This is a genomic window from Salipiger mucosus DSM 16094, from assembly GCF_000442255.1.
Lineage (GTDB): Bacteria > Pseudomonadota > Alphaproteobacteria > Rhodobacterales > Rhodobacteraceae > Salipiger > Salipiger mucosus.
This window is the reverse complement of sequence record NZ_KE557273.1, coordinates 1,175,007-1,200,394: the sequence shown is the minus strand read 5'-3', so window position 1 is coordinate 1,200,394 and position 25,388 is coordinate 1,175,007. Positions and strand designations below refer to the sequence as shown.

Below are 25,388 nucleotides of genomic sequence, written 5' to 3'. Positions count from 1 at the left end.
CGAGATGGGCGCGGCCCTCGGCGCCGCCCGGCTGGGCCGCGTCGCCGCCACCGGCGCCGCCCCCGCCGAGGTCATGACCCCGCCCGAAACCGGCGAGGTGATCGAGCCGGTGGCCGAACTCGTCCCCGCCTTCGACGCGGCCTGGCAGCGCTTCGGCCCGGCCTACCGCGGGGTGAAGGCGATCCAGTGAGCGCCGCCCGCGGCGGCCCCCCGTCCCGAAGCATCTTCTGGCCCCAAATATCCCCGCCGGAGGCGCGGCGGCGCCTGCCCCCGGCTACCCGGCGATCCGCACGAGGTGGTTGTCCCAGGCCGCATCCGCCCGCGACAGCGGGTGCGCGCCCTGCCCGTCCACCAGCAGCACGCCGCCCAGCCCGTCGCTGGCCATGTAGCCCTCCGCATGGGTCGCAAGCCCGCAGACATCCGTCCGGCTGACCGCCCCGAGAAAAGCGCCCGTATCCGAGAACCGGTGCAGCCGCCCGCCGCGCGGCGAGGTGATGGCGATCTCACTGCCATCGCCCGCGAAGGCCACGCTCCCGGCATAGCCCTGCATCGCCAGCTCGTCGCCCAGCGGCGCCTCGCAGAGCACCGGCGCCTCGCCCCGGCGGTGCAGCCCCAGCAGCGGCCAGCCGTCGGCGGTGTCGCCCTGCCACTGCATGGCAAAGCCGACCAGCCCGTCCTCGCGCAGCGCGAGGTGCCGGATCGAGTTCCGGCTCAGCTCGGGGTCCAGCTCGACCTGTTCCAGCAGGTCGCCTTCCAGCGAGACGTAGCTCAGGTTCGGCGTCATGCTGTCGATGTTGAGCTTCTCGCGGTCCCAGCGGTCCGTCCGGATGCCGCCGTTGGCCACCACGAGGCTCTGGCCGTCCGGCATCAGCCGCAGCTCGTGCGGCCCGGTGCCGAAGGTCTCCATCTCGCCCACGCGGGCATACCCCGCGCCCACGTCCCAGACGCCGATGAATCCCCGGCTGTCCTCCGTGCGCTGCTCGGAAGTGTAGAGCAGCCGCCCGTCCGCCGAGTAGGCGCCGTGCCCGTTGACCTGCCGTCCCTCCGGCGGGCTCAGCTCGTGCCGCACGCTGCCGGCGACGCAGTCGATCACCAGCGCGTAGCGGCCCGGGCGCCGGGCAAAGCCCACCGCCTCGGCGCGGCTCGGATGCGCGCAGGCCGCGTGGCCGCGCGCCGGCAGCGGCACCCGGAAGGCCCGGCTGCCGTCGGCGCGGATGCCCGCCAGCGCGAAGGCCCCGCCCGGCAGCTTCGCCGCCGCGAGGTAGGCCGGGTCGCCCACCGCCGCCCAGCCCAGGTGCGGCGCGGTTCCGGCGGCGAGAAGGCTCGCGAGAAAGGCGCGGCGTGTGGTCATGGCATCAGTCTCCGTCGGACGAGTTGAATCCGGGCCGCAGCCCGAGGCGCACGCCGATCTCCTCCTCGATGGAACGGCGCACGTCGCGCACGTGCTGCTGCACGATCTCGACGCGCAGCCGCGCCGAGGGGTCGTCGAGATCCGCGAAGGCCGGGTCGCTCACCTGTGCCGCCGCCTCGCGCAGCCGGCTCATGGCGGCCTCGGTCTCGGGCAGCTCCCAGTCGGCCAGCGCCTTCGCGAGGTCGACCGCGCCCTGCGCGTCGCGCAGCACGTTGCGCAGCGGCCGCCCCGAGCGCCGGGCCTCGGCCCGCTCCGGGCGCGGCCGGTCGAAGGTGCCCAGCGGCCGGCCAAGCCGCTGGTCGGCGGTGAACTCGAGGCTCGTCAGCACCTGCGTATAGATCGCGCGGACGGCCTCTTCCTCGGTCAGGTAGGTCGCGTTGTCCGGCGCCCCCGCGCTGCGCAGCACCGGCGCGAACTCCTCGCGCCAGCCGGTCTCCAGCGCCTCGGCCTGGCCCGCGAGATCGGCGGCGATGGTCCGGACCAGCGTGCAGGCATAGCTGCCCTCGGCGTAGTCCGACAGGTCCTCGCCGTAGAGCATGCGCTCGAGCGCGAAGAGCCCGCGCACCGCGATCGAGGCCTCGGCAAAGGCTTCCGCATCGGTGCCGCGCGCCTCTTCCCCGGAGATGAACCGGTTCAGAGTCCGCGGCGTGAAGCCCCGCGAATCCGGCCAGAAAGCGACCGAGAGCGCGCCGGTCTCCGACGGGCCGATGCGGATGTCGCCCACCCGCGTCCAGGCATCGAAGGCCGCGTTGAAGGCGGGCTTCACCGCCTCGGGCGTGCAATCCTCCGATGTTTCCCCGGACAGCTCGGCGGTCTTCTCGGCAAAAGCGGCATAGCCCGGCAGGATGTGCTCGGTCAGCGCCTCCTCGACGCCCGCCGCGGCAGAGGTGGCGGCAAGGCCGGTGCAGAGGGTCAGGGCAAGTCGCATGTCAGAGGCTCTCCAGGAATCGGATCAGGTCGGCGCGGTCGGCGGGCTCCATCGCAACGACGGCGTCGCGTTGCGTCTGCGCCTCCCCTCCATGCCACAGGATCGCCTCGAGAAGCGAGCGGGCGCGCCCGTCGTGCAGATAGGTCGCGTGCCCCGAGACCTGTTCGGTCATGCCGATCCCCCAGAGCGGCGCGGTGCGCCACTCGCGGCCGTCGGCACGGCCCTCGGGGCGCTCGTCGGCCAGCCCCTCGCCCATGTCGTGCAGCAGCATGTCGGTATAGGGCCAGATCAGCTGGAAGCTCTGCTCGGGCTGGTCCTCGAGCCGGTGGGTCACGAACTTGGGCCGGTGACAGGCGGTGCAGCCGGTCTCGTAGAAGACCCGCTTGCCGTTCAGAACCGCCGCATCGTCCATGTCGCGCCGCGCGGGCACGGCAAGGTTGCGGCTGTAGAAGGTCACGAGGTCCAGCCCATCGGCCGTCACCTCGTAGCCATCCGCGTCGCCCCCGTCGGGCGCCGCGCGGCAATCGCTCTGCGCGTTGGCGCAGTCGCCCCAGACCGCCGGCTGCAGCGGCGAGCTGAGACCCATGTCGCCCGCGAAGGCATTGGCGGACTGTTCCTTGATCGTCGGATTGCCGGCCTTCCAGCCGAAGCGGCCCAGCATGGGGCCGTCGTGCTCGACCGACCAGACCACCGCCGCGCGCCCCGAGATGCCGTCGCCGTCGGCGTCCTCCGGGTCTGCGCCCGCCAGGATGTCGGCCGCGGGCACCGCCTCGAGCAGGCCCAGCCCGATCATCTGCGGCGCCACGCGCGGGCTCAGCATCGCCCCGTCGGACAGCGGCCCGTATCCCAGGTCGGCGGCCCGGTAGGTGGGATCGCGCAGGCTGGCACTCTCGCCGCCCGAAAGCGGCACCTCGATCTCGTCGTAGGTGATGTCCAGGCGGTATTCCGCGGCATGGCCCGGCAGGCCGAAATCCTGAAGCTGGCCGCCGTAGACCGGGTCGGGCTCGGTCGCGATCCAGCCTTCGATATCCGGCACCTCGGCCCCCGGATCGGCGGGCACCGAGACGCGCAGGAACATCGACACGGCGGTGTCCTCCGCCCCCTCCGGCGGATGGCCGCGACCGTCCTTGATGTGGCAGTTCTGGCAGCCGCGCGCGTTGTAGAGCGGGCCCAGCCCGTCCGAGGCCAGTGTCGAGGACGGCGCCGAGACCCAGATCTTGCGGAAGAGCCCGTTGCCCACCTTGAAGGTCAGCTCGTCCTCGAAGCTGATGTTCCCCGAGGGCTGCGAGAAGGCGTCGGCGTTGCGCCGCGCGCGGACCGTGGCCGCGCCCGCCGAGCGCTCCTCGAAGCGCTCGGGCGCGTCGAAGCTCTCGGCTGGCGCGGTAACCGCGGCGACACGCGCGGCCTCGTCATCGGTGCGGGGAATGACATTCAGGTGCGGGTCGCCCAGGTCGCCCAGCAAGCCCGCGTCGGCGAGAGCTGCGCCGCCCGTCAGCAGGGCGGCGCAGAACGCCAGTTCACTCGGCCTCGTCCATCGGCGAGGCGTTGAGAAGCGCATAGCGTTCCTCTCCAAGTTTTCCGAAAAGTTCGATCTGCGTCTCGAGAAAGTCGATGTGGCCTTCCTCGTCGGCCATCAGGGTCTCGAACAGCTTCATCGAAATGTAGTCGCCGACCTCCTGGCAGTACTTCCGGGCCTCGGCGTAAAGCGCGCGCGCTTCGTGTTCCGCCGCGAGGTCCGCGTCCAGCGTCTCCTTCGGCGTCTGCCCGATGCGCAGCGGGTCCAGCTTCTGCAGGTTCGGATGTCCGCCGAGGAAGATGATCCGCTGAATCAGGGTATCCGCGTGGTGCATCTCCTCGATGCTCTCCTCGCGGCTTTTCTTGGCCATGTGGCCCAGGCCCCAGTCCTCCTGCAGGCGATAGTGCAGCCAGTACTGGCTGACCGCCGTCAGCTCGGACCGCAGTGCCTTGTTGAGGTACTCGATAACCTTATCGTCGCCCTTCATGTCGCTTGTCCTGTGTTGTTCCGCGACCGCGAAGATCACGGAGATGCATGGGAACTTCCAGATTGTCGTTCGTGCGCATGGTTTGCAAGAAGAGGCCCATGCATCCGCCGCAATCCGCCTTCTTTCCAAGGGCGTGGTAGATTTTTCCGGGCGTGATGATCGTCTGCTCATCCGCGGCGCGCATCCAGTCGATGGCGGCGTGGATGTCGCGATCCGAAATGTTCATGCAGCTGCAGACGATCATCTTGCCGCTCCCGGTCTTCCTGCCTCGTGGTGACTGCTCGTGGTTACTGGAAAACCGCGTTCGGATCGTCGAGGCTGTCGGACCCCTCGAATTCGATCTGCTGCAGGTCCAGTTCCGCCACGATCCGCTCGATGCTGCGCGTCTGGTCGATGAGCGCGTCGACCGCCCCCATGATCAGCGCCTCGCCGTCCTCGTTGCCGGCCTCGAGCATCTGGTCGTAGGCGAAGCCGCCCTCGGCCGCGTCGCGGATCTCGCCCAGCTCGGCCATCGTGGTCTCGAGCTTGGTCGTCATCTCCTCGTCGAGCCCGGGTGCCGCTTCGGCCACGAGGTCGGTCAGCGCGGGACCCTCGACGACCGAGCCGTCGATCCGCTCGTAGCGGCCGAGGTAGACGTTCTGGATCCCCTTGCCGTCGTAGTAGTGGCTCATGTGGGTGTTGTCCGAGAAGCAGTCGTGCTCTTCCTCGGGGTCGTTGAGCATCAGGCCGAGGCGCATCCGCTCGCCCGCCTGCTCGCCGTAGGAGAGCGAGCCCATGCCGGTGAGCATCATCACGATGCCCTGGCCGGCGTCTTCGGTGACGGCCTCGCGCGCGGCACCGCCCTCGCCCCATGCGGTGACCATCTCCTGCAGGTCGCTCACCAGCAACTCGGTCGCGGCGGCGAGATAGTCCGCCCGGCGGCCACAGTTGCCGTTGGTGCAGTCGTCACCCTGCGCGTAGTCGGTCCAGGGCCGCTCGCCCGCGCCGGCATCGGTGCCGTTCAGGTCCTGCCCCCAGAGCAGGAACTCGATGGCGTGATAGCCGCGGGCGACGTTGGTCTCGATGCCGTCGGCCTCGTTCAGGGTGTCCGCGATGAGCTCCGGCGTGATCTCGGAGGCGTCGACCTCCTGCCCCGCCACCGTCAGCTGCGGGTTGCCGATGACATTGAGCGCCGCCATCGGGTTGGCGTCTGTCGCCCCGCCGTAGGAGGCGTCGACGTAGTCGATCAGCCCCTCGTCCAGCGGCCAGGCGTTCACCTTGCCTTCCCAGTCGTCGACGATCGGGTTGCCGAACCGGTAGACCTCGGTCTGCTGGTAGGGCGCGCGCGCGGCCAGCCAGGCCCCTCGCGCGGCCTGCAGCGTCTCGGCCGAAGGGCTCTCGATCAGCGCATCCACGGCATCGTCGAGTGCCTTCGCGGTGGTCAGGCTGTCCTCGTAGCCCGCCTGCGCGATGTCGGCGTAGGTCTCGACCACGGCGTCCGCCTCGGGGGCGGCCAGCGCCGGTGCGGCGATTGCCAGGGCCAGGCCGGATGTCATCAGGTGTTTCATTCTGTCTCCTCGTTGCGCGGCGCGGCCCCTCTCGGCGCCGCCCGCGGTCCTACTTGGTCAGGATCAGCTTTCCGGCCTTGGTGATCCGAAGGGTGTAGAGCTGACCGTCCAGCTCGATCTCGGCGGTCACCCCGCCGTGGGTGAGCTCTCGGGCATCGTGACGCGGCACGGCGGGACGCGCGGTGTCGGCGTTGAAGCGCGCTTCCATCATGTGGTCGGCCCCCCGGGTCTCGATACGATCCAGCAGGGCTTCGAGCCGCGCATCCGCGGGCCAGAACCCTCCGAAGAAAAGCGCCAGCATGTCGTCCTGCGGGCGGTCGTGCGCGGGCGCGTGTCCCGCGATCCTGTCGCGTGTCATGGTCAGCCTCCTTGTCGCTCGGATCGGGCTCCCCCACGGCAGGTGCAGGGTGGCTGGATATGCTTATAACTGACCAAAAGAATCGGACAAGTCAACCTGAGTAAAGCAGTCAGCTATTATTTTGCGGGCTAGGCACCAGGCGGACGCGCAAGAAAAAGGCCCCGCCCGCGGATTTCGCGGACGGGGCCTGTTCCTTGGGGCGGCCAGATTTTTCTTCGAAAAATCCGGCCAGGGCTTCGCCCTCTTCGCGCCTTTGGCGCGAATTCACCCTGCGTATTTGGAACAAGAAGAAGTGCGGGGCGGCGGGTTCGGGCCGCCCCGGAAGGGGCTTACGCGAGGTCGTCGGGCAGCAGGTCCTCGGGGACGTTCTGGTAGCAGACCGGCCGCAGGAAGCGGCGGATCGCCAGCGTGCCCACCGAGGTCGCGCCGAAGTTGGTCGAGGCCGGGTAAGGCCCGCCGTGGACCATCGAGTCGCAGACCTCGACCCCCGTCGGGAAGCCGTTGACCAGCAGCCGGCCCGCCTTGCGCTCGAGCACCGGCATCAGCCGCTGCGCCAGCGCCGTGTCGCCCGCGTCCATGTGCAGCGTCGCCGTCAGCTGGCCCTCGAAGCCGCGCGCCAGCTGGTCCATGTCGTCCGGGCCGTCGACCCGCACCACGAGGCCCAGCGGGCCGAAGACCTCCTCGCCGAGCGCGTGGTCCTGCAGGTAGCTCGCCGCGTCGGTCTCGTAGAGGTTCGGCGAGGCGTTGCGCCCCTCGCTGTCGGTGGTCATCACCGGCTTCACCGCGTTGCGGCCGTCGAAGCGGGATTTACCGCTCGTATACGCATCCGCGATACCCTGCGTCAGCATGCACTGGGTGTCGACGCCCGTCAGCGCCTCGGCCGCCGCCTTGACGAAGGCGTCGCCCTCGGGGCCCTTCTCCACCACGGCGATGCCGGGGTTGGTGCAGAACTGGCCCACGCCCATGGTCAGCGAGCCCGCCCAGGCCGTGCCCATCTCGGCGCCGCGCGCCTTCACCGCCTCGGGCAGCAGGAACATCGGGTTGACCGAGCCCAGCTCGCCGAAGAAGGGGATCGGCTCGTCGCGCTGCGCGCAGAGGTCGAAGAGCGCGCGGCCGCCGCCGAGGCTGCCGGTGAAGCCCACGGCGCGGATCAGCGGGTGCTGCACCAGCGCCTGGCCCACGTCGCGCTTGCCGCCCTGGATGAGCGAGAAGACGCCCCTGGGCATGCCGCAGGCCTCGATGGCCGCCGCGATGGCCTCGGCCACGATCTCGCCCGTGCCGGGGTGCGCCGAGTGGCCCTTGACGATCACCGGGCAGCCGGCGGCCAGCGCCGAGGCGGTGTCGCCGCCCGCGGTCGAGAAGGCCAGCGGGAAGTTCGAGGCGCCGAAGACGGCCACCGGGCCGATCGGGCGCTGCATCATGCGCAGGTCCGGGCGCGGCGCCGGCTCGCGGTCGGGCAGTGCCTTGTCGTGGCGCCGGTCGAGGTAGGCGCCCTCGCGGATGTGGCTGGCGAAGAGGCGCAGCTGGCCGGTGGTGCGGCCGCGCTCGCCCTGCAGGCGTGCCTCGGGCAGGCCGGTTTCCTGCGTGCCGATCTCGGTGATCTGCTCGCCGCGCGCCTCGATCTCGTCGGCGATCGTGTCGAGGAACTTCGCGCGCTCCTCGCGGGTCGAGTAGCCGTAGCTCCAGAAGGCCTCCTCGGCGGCCTTCGCGGCGCGCTCGACGAGGTCGGGCGTGCCGACGCTGAACGCGTGCACCGGCCCGTGCGCCGGCTCGGACTTGAAGGTCGTCTCGCCGGCGACCCAGTCGCCCGCGATCAGGTGCTTGCCGTGCGGCGTGAAGGTGGACTTGTCGAGCATGAAAAGGTCCTTTCGGAATGCGCGTCCCGGTTCGGGCGCGTCGATGTCGGAAGTCGTGACCCCGCCGCGTGGATGCGCCGGGGATTCGCAAATGGTATACCAGAACCGCAGCCCCCGGCGTCAAGGCGGCCGGGCAAGATGCCCGGCCGCGATGAGGGGCGGGAGCCTCCGCCCGGCATCGTGCGTCAGGCGCATGTCGCGCCGACGCGATGAGATGGCCGGATGTGACGTCTCGAAATCAGCGCGAGCGCCGGTCGGCTTCCCCGTTTCGGGTCAACGCGACGATCAGCACCGCGACAAAGATCAGAGCGCCCAGTCCGGCCACGAAGATATCCGTTGCCATGGGTCGTCTCCATTCTGCTTGACCGTTCAACGCCCGCCCCGCCGACCGGTTCCGGAACTTTCTGTCGCACCCCCGGGTTTGTCCGGACACCATCGAGGGAACGGATCATGCTCATCAGTCTATCGGATCTCTGCAAAAGCTGGCGCGCCCGCGCGGGCAACAACCGCTTTGGCGTGACCGACCTTCTGTTCGACCCTGACCGGCAGCGTGTCACCTACCTGGCGGTGAAGCCCGGCGGCTGGACCAGCACCGACCAGGCGCTGGCCGCGGCCTCGCTCATGGGCAGCGTCGACCCCGAGGGGCGCGAGATCACGCTCGAGATCACCGAGGACGAGCTGGCCCGCGCACCCCGCTGGGCCGGCGAGCGCAGTGGCCTCGCCGAGATGCTCGCGGGTCTGCCGCCGCTCGTCATCGGTCCCTTCGGCGCCACCCATGCGCCCCTCGCGCTGGCCAGCCAGGCCGCCGAGGGCCTTGGCCCCGCGGACGAGGAGACCGACCCGCGCGCGGAGACCGCGCGCGAGCGTTACGAGCAGCTGAGCCACTGGCTCGGCCGGCCGGTCTTTGCCCGCGACGGCGAGGTCGGCGTGGTCGGCGACCTGCTGCACGACCCCGACGAGAACCGCATCGCCTATCTCGTGGTCGACAACGACCGGCTCTTCGGCCGCCGGCAACGCGCAGTGCCCTTCGCCGAGGTCGCCCACCGGGTCGACGACGACCACGGCGGCCACGTCGTGCTCGAGGCCAGCACCACCGAGCTGGAAAGCGCGCCGAGCCGCGAGGACTTGGCCAGCGTCTGAGCCTAGCCGGGCCAGACGTCTGCGGCGGCCGCGGCCTCTTGCTCGGCGGCGGCGACCTGCGCGGTCTGCGTCCGCCCGGCGCGCGCCGCCGCCACCAGCGAGCGGAAAAGCCGCCGGTGCGCGCGGCGATAGAACAGGTGCTCGGGGTGCCACTGCACCCCCAGCGCGAAGGGATCGCTCAGGCGTTCGATCGCCTGGATCATGCCGCCCTCGTCGCGCGCGGCGACGCGCAGCCCCTCCCCCAGCCGGTCCACCGCCTGCGAGTGCAGCGCGTTCACGTAGAGGCATTCGGTCTTGGCGGAATGGGCCAGCAGCGTGTCGCGGCCAATGCTCACGCGCTTGCGCGGCAGGATCGTGCGGATGTGGCGCGAGTCGTAGACGCGATAGGCGTCCTGGTGCAGCGTGCCGCCCAGCACCACGTTCAGCATCTGCGAGCCGCGGCAGATCCCCAGCACCGGCAGCCCGCGCTCGAAGGCACCGCGCAGCACGCCAGATTCCAGCGCGTCGCGCTCGGGGTCGAGCCGAACGCCGAGGCGCAGCTCTCCGCCGTAGAGCGTGGGGGCGATGTCGTCGCCGCCGCCGATCACCACACCGTCCACCGCGTCGAGGTCGATGTCGTCGTCGCCCGCCTGCCAGCAGGTCGCCCTGCCCCCCGCGAGGGCGACGGACAGCCACATGAGCGGGAAGATGCGCCAGCCCGAGCGGCGCGAGACGGTCACGCCGATCAGTGGTTTCACAGCCCGGACTCCTGCAGGATCCGCGCGCTGCGCCATGACCAGTCCGAGCGCGTCGTCGTCAGCGATGCGCGATGCTCGCGCCAGCCCGTCTTCAGCCGGTCGAGCAGATCCGCGTCGGCGGCCACGCGCTCGACCAGGACCCAGCGGTTCCATTCCGCCGCAAGGCACCAGTCGGGCTCGTCGATGCGGCAGTCCGGCAGCCGCAGGTGATAGGTCGGCCGGGCCGAGATCTGCTCCATCTCCATGCTGCGCGCGACGCGGGCGCGGTCGACGTGGGCGAAGAAGCACAGCATGTCGAGCCCGTGGTTCCGCGAGGGCGCCAGGTCGAGGTAGAGGTTGATGAGCTCGGTCATGGTCGCCGGCGGCGACTCCCCGGCGAGCTGGTCGACCAGCGCACGCGGATAGGAATCGACCCAGGGCAGCAGGCGGCGCGATATGTCGATCTCGGCCACCCGGCGCAGGTGATCCTCCAGAAGCGCGTAGGCGGTCAGCGTGGGCAGCACGTCCTCGAGCGCCTCCGAGATGACCTCAGGGTTGAAATGCACGCCGAAGCCCAGCAGCACGCCCGCGCGGGTGCCCGTCGCGCCCGCCTCGCGCAGTGCGTCCACGGCATCGTCGAGCCGGCCGATCTGCGTGAACTCGATCGGCTCGCTGACGATCTCGACCGGCACCACCGTGCGCGCCAATTCGCGCAGCTGGCGGCCCAGCCCGTCGTGGTCGAGCTTCTGCAGCGGGCGGCTGTCCAGGTAGCACTCGAAATCGCCCAGCTCGGTGCCGGCGGCGATCCAGTGGTCCTCGTCGCCGCCGTCCCTGACCTCGCCGCCCAGCGCCTCGGTCAGCACCCTGGCCACCTCGCGCTCGGTCACGCCCGAGAACTCGACCTCGACGCCCACCCGGCGCAGATCGCCCCTGGCGTTCTCGGGATGCGGGGGGTGCAGGGGGTCGGGGCGCGGGCTGTCAGAAATCGGGGACATTCGGTACCTTCGTGGGAGTGGACTCATCGGGCGTGAAGTCCACCAGGGCGAAGCGGACACCCAGCGTATAGCGCCCCTCCTCCTCTTGCTGGTCCAGCTCGCCGCCAAGCTGCGTGGCAAAGGCGCGGATCAGGCGGGCGCCCAGCCCCCGCGGCTCGACCTCGGCCTTTTCGCCCTCGGGGCGCGGGCCGACGGTGTTGGTCACCATCATCTCGGCGCGGTGCCCCTCGAGACGCGCGAAGCGCAGCTTGACGCGGGCCTCTTCGTCGGGACCGGGACCGGCGTATTTCAGCGCGTTGGTCATCGCCTCGGCCGCCAGCAGCGACAGCGGCACGGCCTGGTCGGGCACGGTCTCCACGCTGTCGACCTCGGTCTCGATCGTCACCTTCGAGCCGTTGACCTCGGTCATCTCGCCCATCTGCCGCACCAGATCCTCGAGCAGCCGCCCGGCATCGACGTGGCCCAGGTCCTCGGTCTGGTAGAGGTTCCGGTGGATCGTCGCGAGACTGCGCACGCGGTCCTGCAGGCGGTGCAGGATCGCTCGCGTCTCGGCGCTGTCGGACTGGCGGATCTGCATGTTCATGATCGAGGAGATGAGCTGCAGGTTGTTCTTCACCCTGTGGTGCACCTCCTTCAGCAGCACCGTCTTCTCGCGCAGCGCGTTCTCCTGCTGCGCCTCGTCGCGCAGGATGGCGTCGGCCATGTCGAGGAAGTCGTTCTCGATGTCGGCGAGCTCGGCGGGCATGCGGTCGGTCTCGTTCGGCACCGGGATGCGGCGCGAGCGGGCAAAGGCGCGCATGCGCCGCGACAGCCGCTTGATGTGCCGGATCACCAGCCGGTTCACCGCGAGGAAGGCAACGATCACCGAGGCTGCCCACATCAGGAAGGGCAGCGCCTTGGCGATCCCGCTCACGGTGATGGCCTGCGCCTCGGCGCTGTCCTGTTCCCAGATCCCCAGCGCGTGCACCATGCCCGGCACCAGCGGCGCCGAGGCGTAGACGCGCGTCGTGCCGTCCCGGCTGCGCGCGGCAAAGCTCTGGGATTCCGCGCCGATCAGGCTGCGCAGGTCCAGGTCGGCGGGCAGCCGTCCCTCGATGTTCTCCAGCCCCGAGCGCGAGGACATCACCTGCCCGCGCTCGTTGATCGTCACCACGTCCTCGAAGCCGGCGGGCGGCTGTGCGGCCTGCGTCCCGCGCGGCAGCAGCGCCGAGGGCACCGAGACCAGCACGTGCCCGGCCAGCTGTCCGTCCTCGAAGAAGGGCTGCGCGACCACCAGCACCGAGCGGCGGCTCACCGGGCCGAACTGGTTCAGCCAGGCGGTGGCGCCCGGCGACTCCAGCAACCTCTGCAGCCGCGGATTGTTCTCGACGTCCACCGGCCCGGCGCCGGTGTGGCAGGGCATGTCGCCGTCGACCGTCAGGAAACCGGCAAAGGAATAGCCCGGCGAGGCATCCAGGTAGGTGCGCAGCCGGTCCATGCAGGTCTCGCGATTGCCGAAATAGCTCGCGAAGGTCGCGCCAAGCGCCTGTGCCCCGCCCTGCGCGCGCAGGATGGTCTCGCGCTCGCCCAGTGCCGCCGCCTCGGTCAGCGCCACAAGGCTCAGTTGCGACCGCAGGCGGGTTTCCTCCTGCAGTTTCGCTGTTTGGAAGTAGGCAACGACCCCGATCGGCACGAGAGCCAGCGACAGGAAAAGAATGATCCTGGCCGCAAGTCCCGAAGGTCGAAGACGCGGCCCTGCGGCTCCGATCATGCTACCCCGCTCTGATTTCCCCTCGCCTGCGGCCCGCCACTGGCGGACCGCCTCAGTTCAGCGCACCGGATGTGCGGCGCCCCGACACCACGGCCATGGTGGCCTGATCGGTCATCTCGAGCTCGTCCTCGTCGTCGAGCTTGAGCAGCTCCACCAGACGCGCCCTGGCCCGGTTGACCCGGCTCTTGATGGTGCCCACGGCCACGCCGCAGGTCTCGGCGGCATCTTCGTAGGCGAAGCCCTGCGCGCCGACAAGAATCAGCGCCTCGCGCTGCTCGTCCGAAAGCTGAACAAAGGCGCGGCGGAAGTCCTCGAGCTGGAGGCGGCCGTCGTGCGCCGGCTTCTCGGACAGCGAGTCCGTGAAGGTCCCCTCGGCGTCCGACACCTCGCGTCCGGCCTTGCGGCGATTCGAGTAGTAGGTGTTGCGCAGGATGGTAAAGAGCCAGGCCCGCATGTTCGTGCCCTGCTCGAAGGTATGGATCTTGGACCACGCCTTCACCAGCGTGTCCTGCACCATGTCATCGGCGAGTGCGCCATTACGCGTCAGGGACAGCGCGAAGGCGCGAAGCGCAGGGAGGTGCTCGACGATCTCGTCGCGGGGGTCTGCGCTCATCGGTCCCCGCTTTCGGAATCAGCGGTCTCGCTGGCCTTCAGACGTGCGATGAGATCAAGGAACCGGTCCGGCACCTTCTCGTCCAGCATGTCTTCGTAAACACGACGCAGGTTCTCGTCGATCACCTCCGCCTCCTTCGCTTTTGCCCGGTTCTGACCCATTCTGACCTAGTCGCCTTCTTGCTCTTCCGCCTGCACATCGCACGATAAATACTGGGAACAAATGCCCGTGTTGCACGTTTGGTTCCCGGAAATATCGAAAAAAGGACCTTGCTTCATGACAAAGGCTGATCTGAGCCAGACGATCGGGGCGGCGCTGCCCTACCTGCGGCGCTATGCCCGGGCGCTGACGGGCAGTCAGGCGACCGGCGACAATTACGCCGCAGCCACCCTCGAGGCGATCCTCACCGACCGGGAGGCCGTCGCCGGAACCTCGGATCCCAAGGTGGGCCTGTTCAAGGTCTTCCACGGTATCTGGGTCTCGACCGGCGCCCCGGTGGTCGAGGAAACCACCGCCCCCCGCGCAGCCGCCCAGGCGCGGCTTTCGTCGCTGACCGCGAACAGCCGCGAGGCGCTTCTGCTCTACACCATCGAGGATTTCAGCCTCGAGCAGGTGGGCGAAATCATGCAGATGGACACCGACGAGGCGTCGCAGCTCGTCTCGCTCGCGCGTCAGGAAATGGCCGACATGGTCTCGGGCCGCGTGCTCATCATCGAGGACGAGGCGATCATCGCGATGGACCTCGAGAGCATCGTCGCCGACCTCGGCCACCGGGTCACCGGCGTGGCGCGCACCCGCGATGCCGCCGTCGACCTCGCCAAGAAGGACACGCCCGATCTCGTGCTGGCCGACATCCAGCTGGCCGACAACTCCTCGGGCATCGATGCGGTCAACGACATCCTCGGCGAGCTGGGCGACCGTCCGGTGATCTTCATCACCGCCTTCCCCGAGCGGCTGCTGACCGGCGAACGGCCCGAACCGGCCTTCCTGATCTCCAAGCCCTACTCCGAGGACCAGGTGCGCTCGGCCGTGAGCCAGGCCATGTTCTTCTCGTCCACCGAGACGCTCAAGGCCTGATCCCCGATCCCGGGTGCAGGTAGGGGCCGCGCCTTCGGCTGGCCCTCGAAAAGGCCGCGGTTCGAAAGGAGCGCGGCCTTTCCTATGCGGTGCCGGGTGGCGGGCCATCAGGCCCGGCGCACCAGCTTCATGATGATGGTGACCACGAAGAGCACCAGGAAGATGAAGAACAGGATCTGCGCGATCCCGGCCGAGGCCGAGGCGATCCCGCCGAAACCGAAGACGGCGGCGACGATCGCCACGACGAAGAAAAGCAGGGCCCAGTAAAGCATGACGGTATCCTCCGATATGATGGGATGCGGCTGGGATCAGACGTGAGCGCGGGCGGACTTCGGCCCGGCGATCAGCCAGATGATGAAGCCCAGAACGGGCAGCACGAGCACGAGCAGCACCCAGAGCACCTTTGCGCCGGTGCTTGCGGCGGATCCGATGATCGAGACGATTGCCCAGATGTCGAGAACGAGGACGATGAATCCCCCGATACCTGCAAATTCCATGACAGGTCCTCCTTGCGGTGTGGCCGGAGGACAGAGCGATATCGTGCAGGGGCCATCGGCCCCCGCTTCGGGCAGAGCCCGCGCGGTCCGTCTTCCGTCAGGTTTGGCGGCCCGTCAGCCTCTCTGGCGGGCGTCTGCAGGGTAAACGCCGCTCACCGGCGCCGGGTTCCCGTGCCCCCGCGGCGCTGCGCCGCACCTCTGCGCCACGCAGCGCCGGTGCCGCCCTGCCCCTGCGCGTCCGGCCCCGCTCAGGCGAGCGACGGCAGCCAGAGCACGATGGCGGGAAAGGACACCAGCAGCGCGATGGTCACCGCGTCGGCGATGAAGAAGGGCATCACGCCCCGGAACACGTCCTGTACCGACAGGTCCGGCCGCACGCCCGCCACCACGAAGCAGTTGAGCCCGATTGGCGGCGTGATGAGACAGAACTCGGCCATCTTCACCACGAGGATGCCGAACCAGACCGCGCACATGGGCCCCGACATGCCGAAGGTGCTGTCGGCCGCGCTCACCATCTCGCCGCCGTTCAGCGCCATGACCGCCGGGTAGACCACCGGCAGCGTCAACAGCAGCATCCCGATGGCATCCATGAACATGCCCAGCACGGCATAGGCCAGCAGGATGCAGACCAGGATCAGCATCGGCGAGTAGTGCAGCGAGGTGATCCAGTCGGCAAAGGCCGAGGGCAGGTCCGCGAAGCCCAGGAAGCGCACGTAGATCAGCACCCCCCAGATGATGGTGAAGATCATGATCGACAGCTTCGCCGTCTCGATCAGTGCGTCCTTCAGCTCGCGCAGGCGCATGCCGTGGATCAGCGCCATGACGAAGACGATGAAGGCGCCCACGGCGCCGCCCTCCGTCGGGGTGCCCCAGGCGTCGCCGAAGGGGTTGTAGACGAAGAAGATGATGATCACGACCACCGCCACGATGGGCAGCGCCGGCGGCAGCGCGGCAAAGCGCTGGCGCCATGTGAAGCCCGTGACCGGCGGCCCGAAGCCCTTGATCGTCAGCGCGAGCCCGATGATCAGCGCGGCATAGACGAAGGCCGAGAAGACGCCCGGCAGGAAGCCCGCCAGCAGCAGCTTGCCCACGTCCTGCTCGACGATGATCGCGTAGATCACGAGGATCGCCGAGGGCGGAATGAGGCTCGCCAGTGTGCCGCCCGCGGCCACCACGCCCGCGGCGAAGCGCTTGTCGTAGCCCACCTTCAGCATCTCGGGGATGCCGATGCGCGCAAAGACCGCCGCCGTCGCCACCGAGGCACCCGAGACGGCCGCGAAGCCCGCCGTCGCGAAGACCGTCGAGACCGCGAGGCCCCCCGGCACCCAGGCGACCCAGCGTTTCGCCGCCTCGAACAGCGCCCGCGTCAGCCCGGCGTAATAGGCGAGATAGCCGATCAGGATGAAGGTCGGGATCAGGCTCAGCGCCTGGCTCGAGACCTTGGAATGGGGCACCTGCCCCGCCGTCTTGACCGCCACGCCGACGGCCCAGCCCAGCATCTCGGGGTCGTAGCTGCGCTTCGACCAGAAGACCCAGACAAGGCCCAGCAGCCCCGCAAGGCCCGCGGCAAAGGCCACGCGCATGCCGAGGACGACCATCACCATGAGCCCGCCGGTGACCCACAGACCGATCTCGATGGTGCTCATTGCTCGTGCCCCTGCATCTGCTCGGCCTCGGCCGCCGCCTGTTCCGCCGCGCTCTGCACCAGCGGCACCGCCACCGGCGCCTCCAGCCCCAGCACCAGCGCCCGCCCGTAGCCCCAGAGCTGCAGCACCAGCCGCAGGCACATGACCGAGAAGGCCACCGGCACGATCAGCTTGGCCGGCCAGATCGGCAGGCCGAGGTCGATGGTGCTGTCACGCGACCACAGCGGCGCGCCCATGTCGAAGCTGCGCTGGAAATGCGCCCAGCTGCCCCAGACCAGCGCCGCGATCAGCACGAGGATCCCGAAGGTCGTGATCCATTCCGCCGCCCAGAGCGCCCGGCCCTTCAGCTTGCCCACCACGATGTCCATGCGGATGTGCCCGCCCTGCCGCTGCACGTAGGAAATCCCCAGGATCGCGATCAGCGGCATCGCCGTCTCGATCCAGTCGACGTAGCCGGGCAGCGGCTGGTTGAAGAAGGTGCGCCCGCCCACCGAGATCACCGCCAGGAACATGAGCGCGAAGGCGCCCAGCCCCGACAGGAAGGCAAGCAGGCGTTCGAGATGCTCGAGCCCCCGGTCCATGCGACTAAGGGTCGAGCCGTCCTCGAGAACGGCGGACTGTCCGGCCATCTTGGGCGTCCTTTCGATCGTCTCGATCATCGGAGCGGGACCCCGGGCGCGCGGCCCCGGGCCCCGGCCCGTCATCAGTTGGAGGCGCGCTGCTCGTCCAGCGTGTCGTTCACCAGGTCATAGAGCTCCCGCGCGGGCAGGCCCTGCGCGCCCATGTCCTCGATCCACTGGTCGTGAATCGGATCGGCGACCGACTTGAACTCGGCGAGTTCCTCGTCCGAGATCATGACCTTCTCGACGCCCTTCTCCTCGAGCACCGAATCCCAGCGATCCAGCAGCTCGCCATAGTTGGCAAGGTAGTGGTCGATGGCCTCGGGCACCGAGCTGTCGAAGGCCTCCTTCTCGGCGTCCGACAGGGCCTCGTAGGCGTCGATGTTGGCGACCACCGGGCAGTTCACCGTGCCGGGGTTGAGGTTCGCGGTCCACCAGTCGGCCTCGTTGATGGTGCCGAAGCTCAGGTGCGCGTGCTGGGCGAAGGCGGCGGTGTCGATCACCCCCGATTCCATCGCCTGGTAGACCTCGGACGCGGTCATCGAGGTCGGCACCGCGCCCACCGCGGCAAAGGCCTCGCCCAGCCCGCCGGTCGCGCGCACGCGCATGCCGTCGAAACTGTCGAGCGTGGCGCGCGGATCGCCGGTGCCGACGATGTTGTACTGCGGCATGGGCGAGGTCATCACCAGCATGGCGTTCCAGCCGGCCATCTCCTCGGCAACCGCCGGGTGCTCGTAGACCGCGTGGCTGACCGCGACCTCTTCATCGAGGTTCGACACGCCGAGGAAGGGCAGCTCCAGCACGGTGATCGCGCGGTTCTTGTCCGGGTGGTAGCCGGCGCAGAACTGCGCCATCTCGAAGGCGCCGATCGAGATGCCGTCGAGGTTCTCGCGGTTGTTCGACAGGCCGCCGTAGGAAATGTTCATGGTGAACTCGCCGTCGGTCTTCTCCTCGACCAGCTCGGCCAGCTTGTGGATGTGCTCGGTGAAGGCGCGGCGCTTGCCCCAGACCGAGACGTTCCATTCGGTCGCCGCGGCTTCGGTGGCGAAGGCGGCGGTCAGCGCCGCCACGGTCAATGTGGCCGTGAACTTCATGTGTATCCTCCCATTGGATCGCGGCGGGTCCTCCGCCCGCCTTGGACCCGAGCCTAGCCGCTTCGCGTCACCACGCAACCCCGCCGGCGAGTCGGGACGTGGCGGCACGGCGCGGCCCATACGGTATACCAGGGCATACTGCAGCGTTTTGTCACACCTCTCTGATACCGCAAACAATCATGAGGCGAGCCCGCCTCACCCTCGCGCCCTTCGACCTGCCGCAGGGGCAAGGCCATTGAATCCTCGGGAAGAATGTCGCTCTCGGCAAATAAATTTACAGAACCTCTTGAAACGTGGAAAGCAGTTTACACGAAAATTCATCGTTTACCGTAGGGTATTCCATAATTTTCGGTTTCGAGTATTCTCTTGCGAGGGATGGACATGCCGCGTGACGCGGCGTCGCAAGAAGTGAGGGAGGACTCATGAAAGACGACCAATCCACCGCGACCGGGGTCTACGCACCATCGTCCGACTTCGTGTCGACCGCGCACGTCGATGCGGCGCGGTATGACGAGATGTACGCGCGCTCGATCTCGGACCCCGAGGGGTTCTGGGCCGAGCAGGCGCAGCGGCTCGACTGGGTCGAGGCGCCCAGGACCATCAAGAACACCTGTTTCGACTTCGGCAAGGTCGACATCAAGTGGTTCGAGGACGGCGTGCTCAACGTCGCCTACAACTGCATCGACCGGCACCTGAAGGACCGCGCCGACCAGACCGCCATCATCTTCGAGCCCGACAACCCCGAGGACCCGGCCCAGCACATCACCTATGCCGAACTGTCGGACAAGGTGAACCGCATGGCCAACGTCCTGCTCAGCCAGGGCGTCATGCGCGGCGACCGCGTGGTCATCTACCTGCCGATGATCCCCGAGGCCGCCTATGCCATGCTGGCCTGCGCGCGCATCGGGGCCATCCACTCCATCGTCTTCGCCGGCTTCTCGCCCGACGCGCTGGCCAACCGCATCAACGACTGCGGCGCCAAGATCGTCATCACCGCCGACACCGCGCCCCGCGGCGGCCGCAAGACCGCGCTCAAGTCCAACGCCGACGCCGCGCTGCTGCACTGCTCGGACAAGGTGCGCTGCCTCGTGGTCAAGCACACCGGCGACCAGACCACCTGGATCGACGGCCGCGATGTCGACGTCAAATACCTCATGGCGCATGCCGCGCCCGAGTGTCCGCCCCGCCCCATGGGCGCCGAGGATCCCCTTTTCATCCTGTATACCTCGGGCTCGACCGGCAAGCCCAAGGGGGTCGTACACAGCAGTGGTGGATATCTGGTTTACGCCGCCATGACGACCGAGATCACCTTCGATTACCACGAAGGCGACGTCTACTGGTGCACCGCCGACGTGGGCTGGGTCACCGGGCACAGCTACATCGTCTACGGGCCCCTCGCGCTGGGGGCGACCACGCTGATGTTCGAGGGCGTGCCCACCTACCCCGACGCCTCCCGCTTCTGGCAGGTCTGCGAGAAGCACAAGGTCAACCAGTTCTACACCGCGCCGACGGCGATCCGCGCGCTCATGGGCCAGGGTGACGAATTCGTAACGAAATGCGATCTATCCTCGCTCAAGGTGCTGGGCACCGTGGGCGAACCGATCAACCCGGAGGCGTGGAACTGGTATAACGAGAAGGTCGGCCAGGGCCGCTGCCCGATCGTCGACACCTGGTGGCAGACCGAAACCGGCGGGCACCTGATGACGCCGCTGCCGGGGGCGCATGCGACCAAGCCGGGCGCGGCGATGAAGCCCTTCTTCGGCGTGGAGCCGGTGGTGCTCGACCCCACCAGCGGCGAGGAGATCACCGAGCGGCCCTGCGAGGGGGTGCTCGCGCTCAAGGACAGCTGGCCGGGGCAGATGCGCACCGTCTGGGGCGACCACGAGCGTTTCGAGAGCACCTACTTCCAGCAGTACAAGGGCCACTACTTCTCCGGCGACGGCTGCCGGGTGGACGCGGACGGCGACTACTGGATCACCGGGCGCGTCGACGACGTGATCAACGTCTCGGGCCACCGCATGGGCACGGCCGAGGTCGAATCGGCGCTGGTGGCCCATTCCAAGGTCGCCGAGGCGGCGGTCGTGGGCTACCCGCACCCGGTCAAGGGCCAGGGCATCTACTGCTACGTCACGCTGATGAACGGGATCGAGCCCAGCGACGAGCTGGTCAAGGAGCTGCGCAGCTGGGTGCGCACCGAGATCGGCCCCATCGCCTCGCCCGACCTCATCCAGTGGGCCCCGGGCCTGCCCAAGACCCGCTCGGGCAAGATCATGCGCCGCATCCTGCGCAAGATCGCCGAGAACGACTACGGCGCCCTCGGCGACACCTCCACCCTCGCCGACCCATCCGTCGTCGACGACCTCATCGACAACCGCATGAACCGGGAGTGACGATGATGGACGGACAGACCGTGACCGCCGCCCCCGTGCTCATCCTTCTCGGCCCTCCGGGGGCCGGGAAAGGCACCCAGGCGCGCATGCTCGAGGAGGAGTTCGGCCTCGTGCAGCTCTCCACCGGCGACCTTCTGCGCGCCGCCGTGGCCCAGGGCACCGAGGCCGGCAAGAAGGCCAGGGCCGTGATGGAGGCGGGCGAGCTCGTCTCCGACGAGATCGTCATCGCAATCCTGCGCGATCGCCTCGCCGAGCCCGACTGCGCCCGCGGCGTGATCCTCGACGGTTTCCCGCGCACCACCGTGCAGGCGCAGGCGCTCGACGCGCTGCTCGCCGAGCGCGACCAGCGCATCGACGCCGCCGTCAGTCTCGAGGTCGACGACGCCGCGATGGTGACGCGCATCTCGGGCCGCTACACCTGCGCCGCCTGCGGCGAGGGCTACCACGACGCCTTCAAGCAGCCCGCCACCGCGGGCACCTGCGACAAGTGCGGCGGCACCGAGATGACGCGCCGCGCCGACGACAAGGCCGAGACCGTGGCAAGCCGGCTCGAGGCCTACCACGCGCAGACCGCGCCGCTCATCGGCTACTACGACAAGACCGGCGCCCTGGCCCGCATCGATGCCATGGGCGCCATCGACGACATCGCCGCCGAACTCGGCGCGATCGTGAAACGGGTGACGGGCTGACCGCACCCCGCCGCCCCCGCGGGGGCGGCATCACCTGGAGAGAGGAGGGACCCGCTCATGGCGGATCATACGACCAACACCGCGCAGGCGGCGGACAAGTCGGGGGCGGCCTACTGGAAGGCCAACATCCGGCTCATCGTCATCAGCCTGATCATCTGGGCGCTCGTCAGCTTCGGCTTCGGCATCCTGCTGCGCCCGCTGCTGTCCGGCATCCCGGTCGGCGGCACCGACCTGGGCTTCTGGTTCGCCCAGCAGGGCAGCATTCTCGTCTTCCTGGCGCTGATCTTCTTCTACGCCTGGCGGATGAACAAGCTCGATAAAGACTTCGGCGTGGACGAGGAGTAAAGCGCCATGGATCAGTTCACCATCAACCTGCTGTTCGTGGGCGCGAGTTTCGCGCTCTACATCGGCATCGCCATCTGGGCCCGCGCGGGCTCGACCTCGGAGTTCTACGCCGCCGGCCGCGGCGTGCACCCCGTCACCAACGGCATGGCCACGGCGGCCGACTGGATGTCGGCGGCCTCCTTCATCTCGATGGCCGGCCTCATCGCCTTCGTCGGCTACGACAACTCCAGCTTCCTCATGGGCTGGACCGGCGGCTACGTGCTGCTTGCCCTGCTGCTCGCGCCCTACCTGCGCAAGTTCGGCAAGTTCACCGTCTCCGAGTTCATCGGCGACCGCTTCTACTCGCCCACCGCGCGGCTCGTCGCCGTGCTCTGCCTCATCATCGCGTCGATCACCTACGTGATCGGTCAGATGACCGGCGTGGGCGTGGCCTTCGGCCGCTTCCTCGAGGTGGACAGCACCACCGGCCTGCTGATCGGCGCCGTGATCGTCTTCGCCTACGCGGTGTTCGGCGGCATGAAGGGCGTGACCTACACCCAGGTCGCCCAGTACTGCGTGCTGATCCTCGCCTACACGATCCCGGCGATCTTCATCTCGCTGCAGCTGACCGGCAACCCGATCCCGGCGCTCGGCCTCTTCGGCGACACCCCCTCGGGCGAGCCGCTGCTGGCGACGCTGAACCAGATCGTGACCGACCTCGGCTTCAACGAGTACACGGCGCACAACGGCGACACCTTCAACATGGTGCTCTTCACCCTGTCGCTGATGATCGGCACCGCGGGCCTGCCCCACGTCATCATGCGCTTCTTCACCGTGCCGCGCGTCGCCGACGCACGCTGGTCCGCCGGCTGGGCGCTGGTCTTCATCGCGCTGCTCTACCTCACGGCCCCCGCCGTGGGCGCCATGGCGCGGCTGAACATCACCCAGCAGTTCTGGCCCGAAGGTGTCGCAGGCCAGGCCGTCTCGGCCGAGACCATCGCGACCGATCCGGCCTATGACTGGATGCGCACCTGGGAGCAGACCGGCCTTCTGGGCTGGGAGGACAAGAACGGCGACGGCCGGATCCAGTACTACAACGACGGATCCGACGCGATGGCCGAGCGCGCGGCAGCCGAAGGCTGGGAGGGCAACGAGCTCACCAACTTCAACCGCGACATCCTCGTGCTGGCCAACCCGGAAATCGCCAACCTGCCCTCCTGGGTGATCGGTCTCGTCGCCGCCGGCGGTCTTGCCGCCGCGCTCTCGACGGCCGCGGGCCTGCTGCTCGCGATCTCCTCGGCGGTGAGCCACGACCTCATCAAGGGTCAGCTCAACCCGGGTATCTCCGAAAAGGGCGAGCTGCTCTCGGCGCGAATTGCCATGGCCGCGGCCATCGGTGTCGCGACCTATCTCGGCCTCAACCCGCCGGGCTTCGCGGCCCAGACCGTGGCACTGGCCTTCGGCCTCGCCGCAGCCTCGATCTTCCCGGCGCTCATGATGGGCATCTTCACGAAGGTGAACAACAAGGGCGCGGTCGCGGGCATGGTCACGGGCCTCGTGGTGACGCTGCTCTACATCTTCCTGCACAAGGGCTGGTTCTTCATCCCCGACACCAACAGCTTCACGGACGCCGAGCCGCTGCTGCTGTCGATCAAGTCGACCTCCTTCGGTGCGGTTGGTGCGCTCATCAACTTCGCGGTGGCCTTCATCGTGTCGAACGCGACCAAGCCGATCCCGCAGGAGATCAACGACCTCGTGGAAAGCGTCCGCGTCCCCCGCGGTGCCGCCGCCGCGCAGGACCACTGACGACAGGGCCGCGGGCCGCGCGGGCGGCCCGCCCCTACCCTTCGACTCCCGTCCCGCGCTATGCGAGGGGCGGGATCTTTCGTTTCAGCCACGGAGCACGCCCATGCCGCTCGCGCCCGAAGACCTGCACCGTTTCCTGAACGGCGTGCATCCCTACGACGCGCTCGAGGCCGAGGCGCTGGACACCCTGCTGCCCCAGTTCGTGCAGCGCGCGGTGCCCGCCGGGGCCGAGATCTATGCCTTCGCCGAGCCGCTCGAGGGCATCTACCTGATCCATTCCGGCCAGGTCGAGATCCGCGACGAGAACGGCGTCGCCGTCTCGCTTCTGGGGCCGCGCAACTCCTTCGGCGAACGCGGCCTGCTGCGCGACGGCACCGCCGCCACCTCGGCCCGCGCGCTCGAGCCGACCGAGCTGCTGGTCCTGCCGGCCTATGCCTTCCGCGCGCTCATCCGCGACCACGCCCCGGCGCGGCGCTTCTTCGACCGCTCGCGCGCCGCCCGGCCCCGCCGCAGCGACCTCGCGCAATCACGGGTCGAGACGCTCATGGCCGCCGACCCGCTGACCGTGGGCCTCGCCACCACCGTGCAGGAGGCCGCCGCCCTCATGCGCGCGCGTCACGTCTCCTCGGTCTGCGTCACCGAGAAGGGCCGCCTGCGCGGCATCGTCACCATCCGCGACGTCTCGGGCAAGGTGGTGGGCGGCGGCCTGCCCTTCGACACCCCCGTCACCGAGATCATGAGCGCCGATCCCGTCAGCCTGCCGCCCTCGGCCATCGGCTCGGACGTGCTGCACGCGATGATGGAGCGCGAGATCGGCCATGTCCCCGTCACCTCGGCCGGCCGGCTCGTGGGCATCGTCACGCAGACCGACCTCACCCGCTTCCAGGCGGTCAGCTCGGCCGAACTCGTGGCCGAGGTCGCCCGCGCGGGCAGCGCGCAGGAGATGGCCCAGGTCACCGCCCGCATCCCGCAGCTGCTGGTGCAGCTCGTGGCCGCCGGCAACCGGCACGAGGTTGTCACCCGGCTCATCACCGATATCGCCGACACCGCCACCCGCCGCCTGCTGGCGCTGGCCGAGGCGAAACTCGGCCCCGCCCCGGTGCCCTGGCTCTGGCTCGCTTGCGGCAGCCAGGGCCGGCAGGAACAGACCGGCGTGAGCGACCAGGACAACTGCCTCTTCCTCGACGACAGCGCCAGTGACGACGACCTCGCCTACTTCCGCGAGATGGCGGCGTTCGTCTGCGAGGGGCTCGACGTGGCGGGCTACTACCTCTGCCCGGGCGAGATGATGGCGACCAACCCGCGCTGGTGCCAGCGCGTCTCGACCTGGCGCGAGTATTTCACCGGCTGGATCGACAAGCCCGTGCCCGAGGCGCAGATGCTGGCCTCGGTCATGTTCGACCTGCGGCCCATCGGCGGCACGACGGCGCTTTTCGAGGACCTGCAGGCGCAGACCCTCGCCCGCGCCGCGAAGAACTCGATCTTCGTCGCGCACATGGTCTCGAACTCGCTCAAGCACACGCCGCCGCTGGGCCTGCTGCGCGGCTTCGCCACGATCCGCTCCGGCGAGCACAAGAACCGGCTCGACCTCAAGCACAACGGCGTCGTGCCCGTCGTCGACCTCGCCCGCGTCTACGCGCTGCAGGGGCAGATCGCCCAGGTCAACACCCGCGCCCGGCTCGAGGCCGCCGTCGCCGGCGGCAAGCTCTCCGAGAGCGGCGGGCACGATCTGCTCGACGCCTACGATCTCATCGCAGAGACCCGGCTCGAGCATCAGGCAACTCTGGTCAAACGCGGCGAAAAGCCCGACAACTACCTCGCGCCGGCGGCACTTTCGGACTTCGAGCGCAGTCACCTGCGCAACGCCTTCGTGGTGGTGAAGTCGCTGCAATCGGCGCTGGGACACGGACGCGGCCACCTGGGATAGG

Annotated in this window: 25 protein-coding genes and 1 pseudogene; 8 read left to right on the top strand and 18 right to left on the bottom strand. The window is 69.0% G+C overall.

Translation table 11 applies throughout. From position 1 onward, the window contains the following. Positions 1–190 (top strand): annotated as a pseudogene (locus SALMUC_RS30305) (xylulokinase); the annotation flags it as partial. A gap of 84 nt (positions 191–274) precedes the next feature. Here the strand turns inward: SALMUC_RS30305 and SALMUC_RS05965 are convergent. From SALMUC_RS05965 to SALMUC_RS05930, 8 genes are all read right to left on the bottom strand, one after another. Beyond that, on the bottom strand, positions 275–1,351 hold the full coding sequence (locus SALMUC_RS05965; protein ID WP_020043682.1) for a DUF1513 domain-containing protein: 1,077 nt from the start codon (positions 1,349–1,351) through the stop codon (positions 275–277). Positions 1,352–1,355: 4 nt separating this feature from the next. After that, positions 1,356–2,339: an imelysin family protein gene (locus SALMUC_RS05960; protein ID WP_020043681.1), complete on the bottom strand. Its 984-nt coding sequence runs from the start codon at positions 2,337–2,339 to the stop codon at positions 1,356–1,358. A gap of 1 nt (position 2,340) precedes the next feature. After that, the gene (locus tag SALMUC_RS05955) at positions 2,341–3,897 is read right to left on the bottom strand and encodes a di-heme oxidoreductase family protein (protein ID WP_084513901.1); all 1,557 of its coding nucleotides are present in this window, start codon (positions 3,895–3,897) and stop codon (positions 2,341–2,343) included. Next, complete coding sequence (gene bfr / locus SALMUC_RS05950) at positions 3,857–4,342, bottom strand: bacterioferritin (RefSeq protein ID WP_020043679.1); 486 nt, start codon at positions 4,340–4,342, stop codon at positions 3,857–3,859. The genes SALMUC_RS05955 and bfr overlap by 41 nt, the downstream gene beginning before the upstream one ends. After that, positions 4,326–4,586: a (2Fe-2S)-binding protein gene (locus SALMUC_RS05945; protein WP_020043678.1), complete on the bottom strand. Its 261-nt coding sequence runs from the start codon at positions 4,584–4,586 to the stop codon at positions 4,326–4,328. The genes bfr and SALMUC_RS05945 overlap by 17 nt, the downstream gene beginning before the upstream one ends. 43 nt (positions 4,587–4,629) lie before the next feature. Continuing rightward, on the bottom strand, positions 4,630–5,889 hold the full coding sequence (locus SALMUC_RS05940; protein ID WP_020043677.1) for an imelysin family protein: 1,260 nt from the start codon (positions 5,887–5,889) through the stop codon (positions 4,630–4,632). Between the two features lie 49 nt (positions 5,890–5,938). Further along, positions 5,939–6,097, bottom strand: a complete 159-nt coding sequence (gene hemP, locus SALMUC_RS28710) for a hemin uptake protein HemP (RefSeq protein ID WP_245584674.1) — start codon at positions 6,095–6,097, stop codon at positions 5,939–5,941. A 479-nt stretch (positions 6,098–6,576) separates the two neighbouring features. Next, the gene (locus SALMUC_RS05930; RefSeq protein WP_020038977.1) at positions 6,577–8,103 is read right to left on the bottom strand and encodes an aldehyde dehydrogenase (NADP(+)); all 1,527 of its coding nucleotides are present in this window, start codon (positions 8,101–8,103) and stop codon (positions 6,577–6,579) included. 450 nt (positions 8,104–8,553) lie between these two features. Between SALMUC_RS05930 and SALMUC_RS05925 the strand changes: the two genes are divergently transcribed. After that, positions 8,554–9,243 (top strand): PRC-barrel domain-containing protein, encoded by a 690-nt coding sequence (locus SALMUC_RS05925; protein ID WP_020038975.1) that lies wholly within the window; start codon positions 8,554–8,556, stop codon positions 9,241–9,243. 2 nt (positions 9,244–9,245) lie between these two features. Here the strand turns inward: SALMUC_RS05925 and SALMUC_RS05920 are convergent, their stop codons facing one another. Genes SALMUC_RS05920 through SALMUC_RS30300 form a run of 5 tightly spaced genes read right to left on the bottom strand, consistent with a single transcriptional unit; the run spans position 9,246 to position 13,442 of the window. Further along, entirely contained in the window at positions 9,246–9,980 is a 735-nt protein-coding gene (locus SALMUC_RS05920) for a gamma-glutamyl-gamma-aminobutyrate hydrolase family protein (RefSeq protein ID WP_020038974.1), read from the bottom strand. Then, positions 9,977–10,954, bottom strand: coding sequence for an amidoligase family protein (locus SALMUC_RS05915; protein ID WP_020038973.1), 978 nt, complete (start codon positions 10,952–10,954; stop codon positions 9,977–9,979). Before SALMUC_RS05915 ends, SALMUC_RS05920 begins: the two co-directional genes overlap by 4 nt. Next, positions 10,938–12,704 carry a sensor histidine kinase gene (locus SALMUC_RS05910; RefSeq protein WP_021119888.1) on the bottom strand — a complete coding sequence of 589 codons (1,767 nt, stop codon included), beginning with the start codon at positions 12,702–12,704 and terminating at the stop codon, positions 10,938–10,940. The genes SALMUC_RS05915 and SALMUC_RS05910 overlap by 17 nt, the downstream gene beginning before the upstream one ends. Positions 12,705–12,756: 52 nt before the next feature. Continuing rightward, positions 12,757–13,317 (bottom strand): RNA polymerase sigma factor, encoded by a 561-nt coding sequence (locus SALMUC_RS05905; RefSeq protein ID WP_020038971.1) that lies wholly within the window; start codon positions 13,315–13,317, stop codon positions 12,757–12,759. After that, positions 13,314–13,442, bottom strand: coding sequence for a NepR family anti-sigma factor (locus tag SALMUC_RS30300; RefSeq protein ID WP_021119887.1), 129 nt, complete (start codon positions 13,440–13,442; stop codon positions 13,314–13,316). The genes SALMUC_RS05905 and SALMUC_RS30300 overlap by 4 nt, the downstream gene beginning before the upstream one ends. 151 nt (positions 13,443–13,593) lie before the next feature. On the opposite strand from SALMUC_RS30300, the gene SALMUC_RS05895 reads away from it, so the two are divergent. Next, positions 13,594–14,394: a response regulator gene (locus SALMUC_RS05895; RefSeq protein ID WP_020038969.1), complete on the top strand. Its 801-nt coding sequence runs from the start codon at positions 13,594–13,596 to the stop codon at positions 14,392–14,394. A gap of 107 nt (positions 14,395–14,501) precedes the next feature. Here SALMUC_RS05895 and SALMUC_RS28705 read toward each other — a convergent pair whose 3' ends face one another. The 5 genes from SALMUC_RS28705 to SALMUC_RS05870 all read right to left on the bottom strand — a co-directional run bounded on the left by SALMUC_RS28705 (position 14,502) and on the right by SALMUC_RS05870 (position 18,251). Further along, positions 14,502–14,666, bottom strand: a complete 165-nt coding sequence (locus tag SALMUC_RS28705) for a DUF1328 domain-containing protein (protein WP_020038968.1) — start codon at positions 14,664–14,666, stop codon at positions 14,502–14,504. 36 nt (positions 14,667–14,702) lie between these two features. After that, positions 14,703–14,891, bottom strand: a complete 189-nt coding sequence (locus SALMUC_RS05885; protein WP_020038967.1) for a PLDc N-terminal domain-containing protein — start codon at positions 14,889–14,891, stop codon at positions 14,703–14,705. Between the two features lie 248 nt (positions 14,892–15,139). Then, positions 15,140–16,537, bottom strand: a complete 1,398-nt coding sequence (locus SALMUC_RS05880) for a TRAP transporter large permease (RefSeq protein ID WP_020038966.1) — start codon at positions 16,535–16,537, stop codon at positions 15,140–15,142. Beyond that, a complete protein-coding gene (locus tag SALMUC_RS05875) occupies positions 16,534–17,166 on the bottom strand; it encodes a TRAP transporter small permease subunit (protein WP_021119886.1) in 633 nt (210 codons plus the stop codon). Before SALMUC_RS05875 ends, SALMUC_RS05880 begins: the two co-directional genes overlap by 4 nt. Before the next feature lie 74 nt (positions 17,167–17,240). Continuing rightward, a complete protein-coding gene (locus SALMUC_RS05870) occupies positions 17,241–18,251 on the bottom strand; it encodes a C4-dicarboxylate TRAP transporter substrate-binding protein (RefSeq protein WP_020038964.1) in 1,011 nt (336 codons plus the stop codon). 422 nt (positions 18,252–18,673) lie between these two features. Between SALMUC_RS05870 and acs the strand changes: the two genes are divergently transcribed. The 5 genes from acs to SALMUC_RS05845 all read left to right on the top strand — a co-directional run bounded on the left by acs (position 18,674) and on the right by SALMUC_RS05845 (position 25,387). Beyond that, positions 18,674–20,641, top strand: a complete 1,968-nt coding sequence (gene acs, locus SALMUC_RS05865) for an acetate--CoA ligase (RefSeq protein ID WP_021119885.1) — start codon at positions 18,674–18,676, stop codon at positions 20,639–20,641. A gap of 5 nt (positions 20,642–20,646) precedes the next feature. Then, a complete protein-coding gene (locus SALMUC_RS05860) occupies positions 20,647–21,330 on the top strand; it encodes an adenylate kinase (protein WP_037371236.1) in 684 nt (227 codons plus the stop codon). A gap of 57 nt (positions 21,331–21,387) precedes the next feature. Continuing rightward, a complete protein-coding gene (locus tag SALMUC_RS05855; protein WP_020042596.1) occupies positions 21,388–21,675 on the top strand; it encodes a DUF4212 domain-containing protein in 288 nt (95 codons plus the stop codon). Between the two features lie 6 nt (positions 21,676–21,681). Further along, complete coding sequence (locus SALMUC_RS05850; protein WP_021119884.1) at positions 21,682–23,460, top strand: sodium:solute symporter family protein; 1,779 nt, start codon at positions 21,682–21,684, stop codon at positions 23,458–23,460. A gap of 103 nt (positions 23,461–23,563) precedes the next feature. Next, positions 23,564–25,387, top strand: coding sequence for a DUF294 nucleotidyltransferase-like domain-containing protein (locus SALMUC_RS05845; RefSeq protein ID WP_020042598.1), 1,824 nt, complete (start codon positions 23,564–23,566; stop codon positions 25,385–25,387). Position 25,388: the final 1 nt, after the last annotated feature.